Raw genomic sequence first — 14,659 nt, 5'->3', positions numbered from 1 at the left:
CAAGGAATAAATAATGCAGTGGCAAAGTATTTTATTAGAAAAGCGTAATGGGGTTGGACTGATTACATTAAATCGCCCTCAAGCGCTCAATGCTTTAAACAGCGAATTAATTAGTGAAATTAATCAGGCATTAGATCAGCTGGAAAAAGACCGCGAAATTGGTTGCATCGTATTGGCAGGTTCTGAAAAAGCTTTTGCCGCAGGCGCAGACATTAAAGAGATGGCTGATTTAGCATTTCCTGATATTTATTTTGATGACTTTTTCCATCTTGCAGACCGTATTGCACAGCGCCGTAAACCTCTAATTGCTGCGGTCAGCGGCTATGCATTAGGTGGTGGCTGTGAATTGGCGCTTATGTGTGACTTTATTTATTGTGCTGACACCGCCAAGTTTGGCTTACCTGAAGTTACTTTAGGTGTAATTCCGGGTATTGGTGGCACACAACGCTTAACCCATGCAATTGGTAAGGCCAAAGCAATGGAAATGTGTTTTACCGCTCGTCAAATGGGCGCTGTAGAAGCAGAACAAAGTGGTTTAGTTGCACGAGTGTTTAGCAAAGAAGAATTACTTGAACAAACCTTGCAAGCAGCTGAAAAAATTGCGGCACGCTCTTTAACTGCAAATATGATGCTTAAAGAAACCATTAACCGCGCTTTTGAAGTAAACCTTACCGAAGGCTTACGTTTTGAAAGACGTATGTTCCATTCAATATTTGCAACATTTGACCAAAAAGAAGGAATGCAGGCGTTCGTTGAAAAACGAAAGCCAAATTTTAAAAATCAATAAGAGATCAATAAAATGAATACAGAAAATCACTTAATGATTGAGCGACAAGGTAAGCTTGGCGTGATTACCTTAGACCGTGTGACTCATCTCAATGCATTGTCGCTAGATATGATCAAAAGTATTGGTGCCCAATTGGAACTGTGGCGAAATGATGCTGCTATTCAGGCAGTTTTGATCAAATCAAATAGTCCAAAAGCCTTCTGTGCAGGTGGTGATATCCGCTATCTCTACGACAGTTATAAAAATGGCACGGCCGACTACAAAGGCTACTTTAGTGCCGAATATAAAATGCTGAATGTACTGCGTGAATATGCAAAGCCAGTCATTGTTGTACTTGATGGCTATGTATTAGGTGGCGGTTTTGGCTTGGCTCAGGCTTGTCATATTGTGGTGAGCAGCGAAAAGTCCAGATTTGCTATGCCTGAAACAGCGATTGGTTTTTTCCCAGACGTTGGTGCAACTCATTTCCTTTCTCGCCTTGATGATATTGGTGTTTATATGGCAATTACGGGTGAGCAGATCAGCAGTAGTGATGCGCTTTACCTCGATTTAATTGACTACCATGTGCCAAGCGAGCAGTTACAAGCTTTGCAAGATGCTCTTGTTGAAGCACCAAGTTTAACTAAAGAGGGAATTGAACATATCATTACCCGATTTATTACTCGCCCTGCCGAAAGTGAATTAAAACAATTGGCAGAAGGTATTCGTAAACACTTCGGATATCAGCATTTAGATGAAATCGAGCAAAGTCTTGAAAATGAAAAAGATGAAAGCTTAAAGACTTGGGCAAGTAAGATGCTTAGTATTTTGCAGCAGCGCTCATTTATAGCCAAACAAACCAGTTTGAAACTACAGCATTTAGGCCGTGGGCTTTCTTTACCTCAGTGTATGCAGCTTGAGCGTGATTTACAGGATATCTGGTTTGAACATGGCGACTTTATTGAAGGTGTCCGCGCTCTCATTGTCGATAAAGACAAACAACCACAGTGGCAAGAACGTAATTCGAAATTTGAGCCAATTTTAGAAAAATTGAGCTAAACCGCATTACAAAAACATAAAAAGCTTAAGGAGATAAAGCGAGACCTGAAAATGCTTATGGTCAGGGCTGGTCATAAGCATAAAAAAGACAAAACAAGAAAATCTAAAAAGGATATTACGATGCAAACAGTACATGGAAACGGTTCAAATACTAAAAAGTCGTCACATCGATTAGCAGGCATCTCAAGCATGGTCGGCACCACCATTGAGTGGTATGACTTTTTTATTTACGGTGCGGCGGCGGCGCTGATTTTTAATAAATTATTTTTCCCAAATCTGGATGCCCTTACGGGGGTGCTTGCCGCATTTGCCACCTATGCCGTTGGGTTTATTGGCCGACCACTAGGTGGTTTAGTCTTTGGTCATTTTGGTGACAAGATTGGCCGTAAATCGATGTTGCTGCTAACTCTGATGCTCATGGGAATCCCAACAGTACTGATTGGCTTATTACCGACTTACGAATCAATTGGTTACTGGGCTGCAATTGGTCTGGTTGTCTTACGATTCATTCAAGGGATGGCAATGGGTGGTGAATGGGGTGGTGCTGTGCTTATGGCCGTTGAACATGCACCTGAAGGCGGTAAGGGCTTTTGGGGAAGTTTACCTCAAGCCAGTACAGGTGGCGGTTTAATGCTAGCCTCAATTGCACTCGGGCTGGTGTCGTTATTACCTGAAGAAGCACTGTTTAGCTGGGGTTGGCGTTTACCATTTCTTGCCAGCATTATTTTGCTGGTAGTAGGTTGGTACATTCGAGTGAAAGTACCAGAGTCACCAGATTTTGAAAAAGTAAAACAGCAGTCTGAAGAAGTTAAAGTTCCTGCTTTACAAGTTTTTAAAAATCATCCGAAGCAACTTATCACCATTATTTTGGCGCGTGCTGCCGAGAACGCATGGTTTTATATTGCTTCAACCTTTACATTGGCTTATACCACTGCACAACTTGGAATTCCACGCCAAGACATTTTGTTTGCCACCATTTGCGGTGCAATAGTCATTCTATTTATGACGCCATTCTGTGGACATTTGTCAGATAAAGTCGGCCAACGCAATATGTTTATGTTTGGTCTATGCGTTTTAGCACTTTACTGCTATCCATTTTTTATCATGCTCAACACAAAAGATCCGGTATTAGTCTGGACAGCAATTGTTTTAGCCATTGGCGTGGTCTTTCCAATTATGTACGCACCACAAGCTCAGCTTTTTGCCCGTCAATTTCCGGCAGAAATCCGTTATAGCGGAATCTCAATTTCGGTACAGTTGGCTGGGGTACTTGGTGGTGGTTTAGCACCGTTAATTGCGACAAAACTTTTAAGTGTTGGGCAGGGCAATCCTTACTTAATTATGATTTATATTGGATCTATGGCCATCGTTGCAATTATATCGACTTCATTTATGCCACGTGATTGGAGTACTAAAACTGATGAGGCTTATCATAAGAAAGCAGACTTAAATTTGAAAACCAAAATTACTGAGCATTCTTAATACTAAGTTCGAAGCTTTAAACATAGAAAAGCCCTAATCTTTTGACTAGGGCTTTTAAAATTGAGTGAGCGAAATGAGATTTGAACTTACGGCCCCTCATCTTTGCAATATCACCAATATTTGTAGACTTTGATTTAATCCACTACACTTCAATCAAGCATGCAAACATAGAATATCCGTCGATAACCATTGGCGGACCAGCACGATGAGCACGAAAACCAGCAGCACGTAATAAACGCTCTACACCAAGAGGTGAGGTCGTAATAAGTTGTTTGGCGCCTTGTTCTCTTGCAAAGTTGATCGCTTCTTGCAGAATGGCAATAGAGACTGGAGATGACACTGCTTGACTAGCAGAGGTCGGTGGATTCGAAAAATCTACGGCTGAAAATCTTGATAATTCCCAAATTTCTGGTGAGCAAGGAATAGGCATTCCATTCATTAATTGAGGAAATACTTCACCCAGTAAGTAGGGTTGAATCGTGGGTAGTAGTCTGGCACAGCCAATAATATTGGATTCTCTATCTTGAGCGACGACATAAGCTGTATCGACTTTATCAAATTGATCTAGTTCTTCATTATGTGGACAGTTCAACTCCCACCCTAAATGTTCAACAAATACCCTGTAGCGGTAACTTTTAAATTTGGTATATAAGCCTTCTGAAAAATTGTTTTGAAATCCAGCAATAATATTCATTACAAGTGCTTCCACTTATTTTTCAGGCGACTTTACTTGACAGCTAGAAAGGTGGTAACTGTAAGAATTTACAGGTTTCTAAGAGAAATTTGGACTTAATTTAGACTTTGTTTGCGTTGTATTGAGTTGCGCATAAATGAACTGTTCCCAAAACAAAGTATCTATTTTTTTCTCGATTAATGTTTCAGTGACATCAAATCCAATATCTGTACCAGATACATCAACAATCATGATATTGCTTCGAGGTAGCCCAATTCGCTTTAAGCTAGCAATTCCATTTTGCTCAACAAATTCCCAGTCCCATCCTGTACTTAAAGCTGGGGTCAGTGATGTTGCCCACTCAGTAAAACCATAATATAGAATTTGAGAGTCCTCAATTTGTGTAGATTCAACAATAGATATGAGGTGTTGGAGGGGATAATTCATAAGCTGGTTTTCATTCATCCGAATAAAACCATCTGTTGAGATTGAGAAATCAGGGGGGATTGTGACCATGCTACCTGTTCAAGTGACTTGAATTGCAGTTCTATAGATAAATAACATAAATTATTGCCAACAAAATACTGTTAGGTTTTACAGGTTAACCGTAATCTGGTGATACACAACGTTAAGCTGTTCTTTAGAAAGTACTTCAGACAGCGAGTTTTACTTATGCAGAAATTGAGCCTTTTCTAGCTTCCATATGAGAGTTTCTTATTTCAAGATTATCAATAGGTTAATTTTATCATGTGCATTGTAGATAATATCTATCCTATTATTAAAACAATATTTTCGGAATCATTATAATTATTCTATGCTATCACTAGATAATAAGTGTAAAACTATACTAACTGTGTCACTAATAGAAATTATTCTTTAGTTAAATTAATAGAAATATACAAATAAGAATAAATAATAGGCTCTATTTAAAAGTAAAAAATACTCATTTTTGGAATAAAATGCATCCTGTAAATCTGAGGCTTTCAAGCATAATTCGCATATGCAATATAACAACCTTAAAAAGCTTTCTGAAACCAGTTTATCCAGAAAATTTACCATCCTCTTAGGCTCAAAAATGTTGTTAATTGGATTATGAATTCACTATATGCAACTAAAAAAATCATTTATGCATGAGGCTTAATGAGAGTAAATGGAAAATTGGCAAGAGGATCTACTATCAGCATCTCTGATGGTGAAAAATGAATACCAGCTATTTGAAGTAGTCAAATCTACAGCTTCAAAGCTTGGGTTTGATTATTGTGCTTATGGAATGCAGTCGCCATTATCTATTGCTGAACCAAAAATGATTATGTTGAATAATTATCCCGAAGCATGGCAAAAGCGTTATGTTAAGCAGCAATATGTGGTGGTCGATCCAACCGTACAGCATTGTATGCTGTCACTTCAACCTCTTGTCTGGTCGAGCCAATCTGCGAACACACAATCTCAAAAAGATTTTTGGGAGGAGGCGCGTTCTTATGGTTTAAATGTCGGTTGGGCGCAGTCAAGCCGTGACTTTATTGGTACAAGGGGGATGTTAACGCTAGCAAGATCCACTGATCAATTATCAGAAAAAGAGCAAAAATCTCAATATACCAATATGTTTTGGTTGTCACAGACAGTGCACTCCAGTATCGCTAAAATTGTGAATGAAGCTGAATTTGCTCAGTTTAATCTTTATTTAACGAATCGGGAAAAAGAGGTTTTACGTTGGACTGCGGAAGGTAAGACGTCAGCAGAGATTGCCCAGATTATCGGGGTGACGGAAAGAACAGTAAATTTTCACCTCTGTAACTCAATGCAGAAGTTAAATGTGAATAATAAAATTTCAGCGGCTATTCGAGCCGTGATGTTAGGGCTTTTATAGAGATAAATAAATAATAGAAAAATTTAATACCTGATTTTAATGAAATTAATTATTATTGGGTATATATTTAAAATAAAATTAATTGATTGATTGAAAATGTTTTTAATTAAAAGTATTTAAATTGTAATTGAATTTATGTAGAAAATCTTATTTATAAAAATTTTGTATTTTAAAAGGTGGCTTAGTTAAATATTTTTACTTAATGATAAAATAATGAATAGGTTGATTTTATAAATAAATTTTTTAATTAATATTCTTGTTTTAAAATATAGCACTCGTGTTTTATGGATCTTTTGAATATAAAATTTATTGATTTACAGGGTTATATATCAGTCACGATGCCATACATGATTTTAAGCTATTAAAATGCTAATTAAAGCTGCTTTCTTTAGGGGCTTTATCCTTGTAGATAAAGGCTATTAGAGAATTTTATCTGAAGCATCTATTGTCATTAAGAAAAGAAAAAACACAGTAATTAGACCCTGAATACAAGATCTAAAATTAAGAGATCAATAAAAATAAGAATACGAACAGTGCCTATAGCGAGCATGCAGAAATTTTTTTAAATCTTGTTAAATATTATCTAAATAGAGAAGAAAGATTGAGTTTTAGATTTAATTTAATCGCCAGAGTTCATAATATTAAACTGAATAAAAATAATTTATGAAAGAGATCCGGTGTCTTAATTTTTAATAAAAACAAGCCAACCTGTAAACCCTTACAGGTGTAATAAAAAACACTCGCACATAAAATATAATGTGAATTTATATTTTAAACAAGAAAAGTATATTCATTTTTATTAAAAGCCCTCAGCTAGAAATGTAATTTCTGAATTAGCGAATTTTAAGGATGAATTATAAATAATCGGAGTAAGTTATGGCTGTAATGGGTACGGATAATATCATTGCAACTTTGGAATCCCACGCAAATTCAAAAGGAGCTAAGGTTGCTTTTGAGTATTTGGGACGCCAATCTGGTGGCATTCAATCTCTGACATATACAGATTTGAACGAGCGGGTTCAATATCAAGCCCAAATATTAATGAATCTTGTCGATAGCGGCGATCGTGCTGTGTTGCTGTTCGAGCCTGGATTGGACTTTATCGTTTCGTTCTTTGCTTGTTTGAAAGCTAAGATTATCGCAGTACCTGTTAGCTTGCCTTTTAACCGTAACGGTTTTTCTAATATTTTGAATATTATGAATGACTGTGAGCCAAAGATAGTACTCACAACTAAAAAGATTCTTGAGCTATCAGGTCTTATTACATTAAAAGCTCAAAATGAAAATTTAATATTGCATGCCGTTGATGCCGAATTGCAGCGTGACTTGGTAGAAAAGGATTTTCCTCATATTGCTGAAGAAGATATCTGCTTCCTTCAATACACTTCAGGGTCAACAGGTTGGCCTAAAGGTGTGATCGTCACTCATAAAAACATCATGGCAAATGAAGTCATGATTGCTGAAGCTTTTGGCACACAAGTCGATGATATCGGTCTTACATGGTTACCTGTCTATCACGACATGGGACTGATTGGCTCAGTTTTGCAGACCGTGTATGTGGGTCTGACTTGCTATGTAATGTCACCACTGGATTTTATCCGCAAACCTCTTAAGTGGCTGCAATTCATTAGCGAAAAAGGTGTCACGATTAGTGGGGGACCAAACTTTGCCTATGAATTGTGTTTACATCGCATCTCGGATGATGAGGCTGCATCGCTTGATCTGAGCCGTGTGCGTGTGATGTTTAACGGTGCTGAGCCGATCAAGGCTAACGTCATGCAGCGTTTCATGGAGAAGTTCAATACTCAGTCCAAATTGAGACTGGATACTTTCTTGCCGTGTTATGGCTTGGCAGAAGTTACGCTTTTAGTTAGTGGTGTGACTGGTCCTCTCAATGCGATTTCAATCGATCGTGAAAAGTTGAATGCCAACTTGGTGCATACCAGTCAAGACCAGACAGCCGTGCAAGTGGTGAGCTGTGGCAAGATTTCTACACACATTGATTGTCGTATTGTCAATCCGCATACCCACAAAGAGGTAGGGGCTGATGAGGTCGGTGAAATCTGGCTAGCAGGCGAGAGTGTTACTGCAGGTTACTGGCAGAAACCAGAGGTCAATCAGGAAACCTTTGCTGCAACCATCCTCGATAAAGCAGATAAGCCTAGTCAAGTGCATTACTTGAGAACAGGTGATATGGGCTTTGTCAAAAATGGAGACCTATATGTGACCGGTCGCCTTAAGGATGTGATCATCATCCGTGGCAAAAACTATTACCCGCAAGATATCGAGTGCTCTGTTGAAGTAGCGCATCCGGCTGTCCGTAAAGGCTGTGTTGCAGCAGTGAATTTCGGTAATTCTGACGGTGTCACGGTTGTACTTGAGATCAAAAAGAAGTCGATCGACAAGACTCTTAATTTTGAAACCATCAGAACTCAGGTTAAAGAGCAAGTGGCGGCTGATATCGGCTTACCTGTAGAAGGTGTTTATTTGTTGCATCAAGGTCGAATTAACAAGACCACTAGCGGAAAAATCAGAAGAAGAAAAATTAAAGAGCAGATCGAGCGCGGTCAACTGATCTGTTTAACCCATCCAAACCGTAGAACGGTGATGGCTCGAAACTATGTCAAAAATGGCTTAGAAGTCATCCGTGATCGTGAGCAGAGGGGGCAACTGATTCGTTATAGCTCCAATCTACTCAACTCAATGATCAAGGAACGAGAAGTGCGCGCGCTCATTTTTAATCGACTGAAAAGTGCTTTGTTTTAATCCTTACCCTTTAATCATTTGAGCAAAAACTCATGTCACTTACGTCCAATTTGCGGCAGTTTCAATCTGCTGCTCGTCTGGAGCAAATTTTAGGCTCCGTACATGATACCAATAATGATTTTTCTTGGTCCGCTGCCATCGAGCGTGATGAGAAAGAGCAGTACCCTCAGCGTGCTGTTGACTTTCTGAATGCCGTGGGTATGAACCGTTTTTATGTACCTTCAGAGCTTGGAGGTCGCATGGAAATTGGTGAAGAGCTGCTATATCTGCATCGTGTGCTGGCACGACGTGATCTAACCATCAATTCGACCTATAGCACGAATGCTTGGTCTGTGATCGTATGGATCGGCGGCAATCCTAATCAATGCCAAAACATTGCTAGTCGGATTTTGAGTGGTGCTGCACCAGCGCTGGCTTATAGCGAGAAAGCGCATGGAGCTGACCTGTTATCTAGTGAAGTAACGGCACAAGCTACTGAAAGTAAGTACGTCTTAAATGGCGAAAAGTGGTCGATTAACCGCGCGACTCTAGGTGATTCTTTAAGTCTGATTGCTAAAACGTCGGATGACCGTGGACCACGCAGCCTGAGTGCATTCTGGCTTGATAAGCGTCATATGGTTTCTAAGGGAACCTATAGCCTGAATCGCTTACCAACGGTTGGTATGCGTGGGCTAGATATTAGCGGTATTGGTTTTAACAATGCTGAAATTCACAAAGATGCCCTGATTGGTGAAGAAGGTCAGGGGTTGGAGCTTGGACTCAAGACGCTACAGGTGACGCGTGCATATTGCAGTAGCTTCTCTCTGGGTGCGGGCGATACGATGCTACGCATCGCGACTGAGTTTGCTATTGAGCGTGAGTTGTATAACAAAAAAGTCATTAGCATTCCGCTCGTGCGTGAGCAACTCGCTACTGCCTATGCCTATCTGTTAGCAGCTGAGGTGTTATCACTCGTTGGGGCGCGCGGGCTACACGTTTGTATCAATCAGTTCAGCACATGGTCACCGATCATCAAAGTTCTAGTGCCTGAGTATGTAGAGTCACTCGCTAAGATCACTTCCTCTGTGCTTGGGTCGCGTTTTTTCTTAAGAAATGCATATGCTGATGGAATGTACCAGAAAGCCTTCAGAGATCATCTGATCGTTAGTGTGTTTGACGGCAGTAGCACCGTCTGTCTAGACAGTCTGAGTTTTCAGCTCAAATCTGCCAATAAAGGGCGTAGTAAAAAAGCCGACCATCTCAATCAAGCCGAAGCTAAAGCACGCTATCGCCAGTTATATGACTTACAGGTGGAAACGGACGCTATTGATTTTCGCGAGCTTGAGATATTCAACCGCGATGGTGACTTAGTGATGGAGTCACTGGGAACGATCATCGGAATGTTCAACGATGCTGACGCTACAGTCGGACTGACTGCTGAGACCCTGTCCACGCTACGCGAGCGAGCTGATCAGCTTCTTATCGAGCAGCGCAAGCTAGATCAAAAAATTCAGGATTATTTCTCAAATTCAGAAGCGGCTAAAGAGTTTGAAACTTTGCGTTTCAGTTTGGCCCGTGACTATGCCGAGTTATTTTCTCGTATTGCTGTGCTGGGTTTCTGGATCTTTAACCGTCATGGCTTAAGACCTGCTTTGCAGGATGGAGCATGGCTGACTATTTTCCTAAATGCTGCTGAAGGGCAGACGACTCCTCCAATGACATCACTGCGTGAAAATACATTGGCAGATCTGCTAGACCGAATTTCAAACAACCATATGTTATCTGTCATCGATTTTGCACTGGCACCGCGTGATGCCCAACCGGTTAAAGAGGATATTACCCCATGAATAAAGATAAAGCTTACTGGAGCGAAATCATTCGTACGCTAGTAGCCAAAGAAATGCGTGTCGAACCTGCGACTCTTGATCCACAGAAAAAATTTACCAGTTACGGTCTTGATTCTATCGTCGCTTTGTCGGTGTCAGGGGATCTGGAAGATCTAACAGAATTGGAACTTGAGCCGACATTATTATGGGATTACCCGACTATTAATGCGTTGGCTGAATATATTGTTTCTAAGTTGCAGCAGGGAGTTGCTTCGTGAACAACCTTGTACGACTGGAACCTGCAATTTTATCGCGCCATGCGATTTCTGCAGAACAGCTCGGCATCTGGTATATCCAGCGGCTTGAGTCAACTTGCAGTGCCTACAATATGGTGGTGGCCTTTGATGTGAAGGTCAACCAGCCATTGGGCAACAAGCCGATGGAAATTCTAGAGGCGGTAATGCATGATTATCCGCTATTGCGTGTAAGTATGCCTGCCAATGATCAGGGTATTGAGCAACTCATTTGGGATCGTATCTATCCTAATATCGTGTTCTCGGATGCTCGCCATGTTGATGCATCTGATTTGACACAATTAGTTGAGCAGGATACTAAGCAACCTTTTGACCTGACCCAGCCACCGTTGTGGCGTATTCATTGCTATGAACGTGGTGAAAATCATTATGTGATTGCGGTTGTAATTCATCATGCCCTCATGGATTTCTGGTCGATTGGTCTCTTGCTGCGTGATGTCGGCAAACGTTTTGGACTAGTTACAGAGTCGGATACAGTGAACGGAATCGAGTTCGCACAATATGCCGATAAGCAGCAGAGCACTGTGACCGATGATGCCACTGATGAGAGTCTAATTTTCTGGAAAAATGCATTGCAGCATGCACCACACGTGCACAGCATTCCACTTGATTATCCTCGTCCGGCTGTACAGCAACACAAAGGCAGTTCACTGGTTTTTCGTGTGCCTGAATCAGTGTCGTCTGGTCTTGTGAACTTGGCGAAAGATTATGAGATCACATTGTTCGGTCTTGTACTGTCTGGCTTCTATATCCTGCTACACAAACTATCGAATGAAAATGATCTCGTTATTGCTACGCCAGTAGCGGGTCGACTTGAACGCTCTCTGCGTAATGCACTGGGGCAGTTTGTCAATACGATTGCTATTCACATGGACATCGACGCTGATCAGACTTTGCGCCAGTTTACACAGCAGGTGCAGGAACAATTAAGACAAAGTCTCAAGCATCAAAAAGTTGCCTTTTCTAGAGTGGTTGAGGCTGTTTCACCAAAGCGCGATGGCAGTATTAACCCATTGGCTCAGGTGGGAATGTTCTGGGAACGTCTAGGTGGTATGGATGAGTTTAAAGAACTACTCTTGCCAATTCAGACTCCAGCAACCTTGGTCAGTCAAGACCTAACGTTAGGAAGTTTCCCAGTTCGCCAGCAAGAAGGTCAATTAGATCTTACGCTGGAAATGGGCGGTGATTATCAAGGCGAACTAGTTGGCGTGTTGAAATATAACTCTGAGTTATTTTCTGCACAGTCTGCCGAAAATATGGTGCAACTGCTGCAATCTGTACTATCAGAGATAGTGGCTCACCCTGAACGTAAGATCGCTGAGTTAGATATCGCACCTGATTATGCAGATGGCATTCAGTTCGAGGCCCTACGTGGACAGGCGACTGATTATCCTCAACATGATCTATTAACAATGATTCTAAAACAGATTGATGAGCGTGGTGAAAATCATGCTTTGACCTCGAAGGATCATGCGGTTAGCTATCGTGGGTTAGGTCAGCATATCGCTGGTATCGCTGAATATTTGCGTGCGCATGGCGTTACCCGTGGTGATCGTGTAGGTCTGATGTTAGATCGCACAGCTTTATTGCCAGCAGCAATCCTCGGGATATGGGCAGCAGGGGCAGCCTATGTACCACTAGATCCTAACTTCCCAAGTGAACGTCTACATAACATCATCGAAGATGCTGAACCTAAAGTCATCTTGACTCAAGCTGAGTTGATGGATGCTCTTACAGTTTCTGTACCGCGTTTGGATATCAACCAAGCTGGTGTTGTGCCCCTTGAGCAAGTACGCGAGACACTTGCCTTTGGTGAGACCGCTTATGTGATGTACACATCAGGCTCAACAGGGAAGCCTAAAGGCGTGCGTATTGGGCATCCTTCAATCATCAATTTCTTGCTGTCGATGAATGATAGATTGCAAGTAACGACTGAGACTCAGTTGTTAGCAATTACCACTTATGCGTTTGATATTTCAATTCTTGAATTACTGATTCCGCTGATGTACGGCGGTGTGGTGCATGTTTGCCCACGTGAGGTATCACAAGACGGCAATCAATTGGTGGATTATCTAAATGCCAAGTCTATCAATGTGTTGCAGGCAACACCTGCTTCTTGGAAAATGCTTTTAGACAGCGAGTGGAGCGGCAATCTAGGATTGACTGCACTCTGCGGAGGCGAAGCGCTAGATTCTATACTGGCAGAAAAACTGCTCGGTAAAGTCGGCTGTCTCTGGAATGTCTATGGCCCGACCGAAACTACTGTCTGGTCGAGTGCGGCTCGTATCACCGATGCAAAAAATATTGATTTAGGCGAACCACTTGCGAATACACAGTTCTATGTTCTAGATGAACAACAGCGGTTAGTCCCGCTGGGCGTTATGGGAGAGCTTTGGATTGGAGGTGATGGTCTGGCAGTTGATTACTGGCATCGACCTGAGCTGACAGATGCACAATTTAGAACTTTGCCATCTCTTCCAAATGCTGGTCGACTCTATCGCACTGGAGATAAAGTCTGTCTACGTACGGATGGAAGTTTGACTCATCATGGACGTCTAGATTTCCAAGTTAAGATTCGTGGATTCCGCATTGAACTAGGCGAAATCGAGAATGTTCTCAAACAGATCGATGGGATCACAGATGCAGTCGTACTGGTTAAGACGACAGCCAGCAACGATCAGAAACTGGTGGCTTATTTAACTGGACATGAGATTGACATTGCTAATCTGAAAAAGACGATGCAAATCCATCTTCCAGCTTACATGGTGCCAAATACGTTTATGACGTTGGATGAATTTCCAATGACGGCCAACAATAAGTTGGATCGTAAGGCATTTCCTGAGCCAGTGTTTGAGCAGAGCAATGACTATGTTGCACCGCGCGATCCGATCGAAATCGAGCTGTGTACTACCTTTGAGCAGATCCTGTCGGTCAAGCGGGTTGGGATATATGATGATTTCTTCGAGTTGGGCGGGCATTCGTTGCTGGCTGTAAAACTTATCAATCATCTTAAAAAGGTATTCAGTACCGATCTACCAGTTGCTTTGTTGGCACAGTACTCCACCGTGGCGAGTCTGGGTGAGATCATTCGTGACAATAAAGAAGTCAAACCCTCTATCGTAATCGAACTGCGCCGTGGAACTTACGAACAACCACTGTGGCTGTTCCATCCAATTGGTGGTAGTACCTTCTGTTATATGGAGCTTTCGCGCCATCTCAATCCGAGTCGCACCTTGCGTGCTATTCAGTCTCCGGGCCTGATTGAAGCAGATGCTGCTGAGGTAGCGATTGAAGACATGGCAACACTCTATATTGCTGAAATGCAAAAGACTCAGCCTGAGGGACCTTATTTCCTCGGTGGCTGGTGCTTTGGTGGTGCGATTGCATACGAGATCAGTCATCAGTTGCGTCAAATGGGGCAGCAGGTCACAGGGATTGTCATGATCGATACCCGAGCGCCGATTACAGAGAATGTGCCTGAAGATGCCGACGATGCGATGCTCCTATCTTGGTTTGCCCGAGATTTGGCTGCGCCATATGGCAAAAAGCTGACGATACCAGCGCAATACTTGCGTGAATTGAGTCCGGATCACATGTTTGATCATGTACTTAAAGAAGCCAAGGCCATCAATGTTCTACCGCTGGATGCTGATCCATCAGATTTCCGACTTTACTTTGATACCTATTTGGCGAATGGCATCGCACTCCAGACCTATTTCCCAGAGCCTGAAGATTTTCCGATTCTCTTGGTTAAGGCCAAAGATGAGCTGGAAGATTTTGGCGAAAGTCTAGGTTGGGATCAACTGGTCAAAGACACGTTTACACAGGTGGATCTGCCTGGTGACCATTCATCAATTATGTACGCTGAGAACGTCGTGGCTGTTGCCCAGACGATTGATCAGATGTATCCAATTCCTGCATAAAAAA

Annotated in this window: 10 protein-coding genes; 8 read left to right on the top strand and 2 right to left on the bottom strand. The window is 41.8% G+C overall.

Annotated features, from left to right (window positions below; all coding sequences use genetic code 11):
• The first annotated feature begins 13 nt into the window (after nucleotides 1-13).
• The 3 genes from F935_RS14745 to F935_RS14735 all read left to right on the top strand — a co-directional run bounded on the left by F935_RS14745 (nucleotide 14) and on the right by F935_RS14735 (nucleotide 3,307).
• Nucleotides 14-787 (top strand): enoyl-CoA hydratase, encoded by a 774-nt coding sequence (locus F935_RS14745; protein ID WP_016139615.1) that lies wholly within the window; start codon nucleotides 14-16, stop codon nucleotides 785-787.
• 12 nt (nucleotides 788-799) lie between these two features.
• The gene (locus F935_RS14740) at nucleotides 800-1,825 is read left to right on the top strand and encodes an enoyl-CoA hydratase/isomerase family protein (protein WP_016139614.1); all 1,026 of its coding nucleotides are present in this window, start codon (nucleotides 800-802) and stop codon (nucleotides 1,823-1,825) included.
• A 120-nt stretch (nucleotides 1,826-1,945) separates the two neighbouring features.
• Complete coding sequence (locus tag F935_RS14735; RefSeq protein WP_016139613.1) at nucleotides 1,946-3,307, top strand: MFS transporter; 1,362 nt, start codon at nucleotides 1,946-1,948, stop codon at nucleotides 3,305-3,307.
• A gap of 142 nt (nucleotides 3,308-3,449) precedes the next feature.
• Here the strand turns inward: F935_RS14735 and abaI are convergent, their stop codons facing one another.
• Entirely contained in the window at nucleotides 3,450-4,016 is a 567-nt protein-coding gene (gene abaI, locus F935_RS14730; protein ID WP_080645626.1) for an acyl-homoserine-lactone synthase AbaI, read from the bottom strand.
• 63 nt (nucleotides 4,017-4,079) lie between these two features.
• Nucleotides 4,080-4,496, bottom strand: coding sequence for a DUF4902 domain-containing protein (locus F935_RS14725; RefSeq protein WP_016139611.1), 417 nt, complete (start codon nucleotides 4,494-4,496; stop codon nucleotides 4,080-4,082).
• A gap of 634 nt (nucleotides 4,497-5,130) precedes the next feature.
• On the opposite strand from F935_RS14725, the gene abaR reads away from it, so the two are divergent.
• The 5 genes from abaR (at nucleotide 5,131) to F935_RS14700 (ending at nucleotide 14,655) form a co-directional block, all read left to right on the top strand.
• Nucleotides 5,131-5,847, top strand: a complete 717-nt coding sequence (gene abaR / locus F935_RS14720) for a LuxR family transcriptional regulator AbaR (RefSeq protein WP_016139610.1) — start codon at nucleotides 5,131-5,133, stop codon at nucleotides 5,845-5,847.
• Between the two features lie 876 nt (nucleotides 5,848-6,723).
• Entirely contained in the window at nucleotides 6,724-8,613 is a 1,890-nt protein-coding gene (locus F935_RS14715; protein ID WP_016139609.1) for a fatty acyl-AMP ligase, read from the top strand.
• A gap of 50 nt (nucleotides 8,614-8,663) precedes the next feature.
• Nucleotides 8,664-10,439, top strand: coding sequence for an acyl-CoA dehydrogenase family protein (locus F935_RS14710; protein ID WP_080645788.1), 1,776 nt, complete (start codon nucleotides 8,664-8,666; stop codon nucleotides 10,437-10,439).
• On the top strand, nucleotides 10,436-10,696 hold the full coding sequence (locus F935_RS14705; protein ID WP_016139607.1) for an acyl carrier protein: 261 nt from the start codon (nucleotides 10,436-10,438) through the stop codon (nucleotides 10,694-10,696). The genes F935_RS14710 and F935_RS14705 overlap by 4 nt, the downstream gene beginning before the upstream one ends.
• Nucleotides 10,693-14,655 (top strand): non-ribosomal peptide synthetase, encoded by a 3,963-nt coding sequence (locus F935_RS14700; protein ID WP_016139606.1) that lies wholly within the window; start codon nucleotides 10,693-10,695, stop codon nucleotides 14,653-14,655. Before F935_RS14705 ends, F935_RS14700 begins: the two co-directional genes overlap by 4 nt.
• Nucleotides 14,656-14,659: the final 4 nt, after the last annotated feature.

Origin of the sequence: Acinetobacter calcoaceticus ANC 3811 (genome assembly GCF_000399665.1) — a bacterium.
GTDB lineage: Bacteria > Pseudomonadota > Gammaproteobacteria > Pseudomonadales > Moraxellaceae > Acinetobacter > Acinetobacter calcoaceticus_B.
Note: the sequence above shows the minus strand (reverse complement) of the source record. Positions and strands in the feature narration are given on the sequence as shown.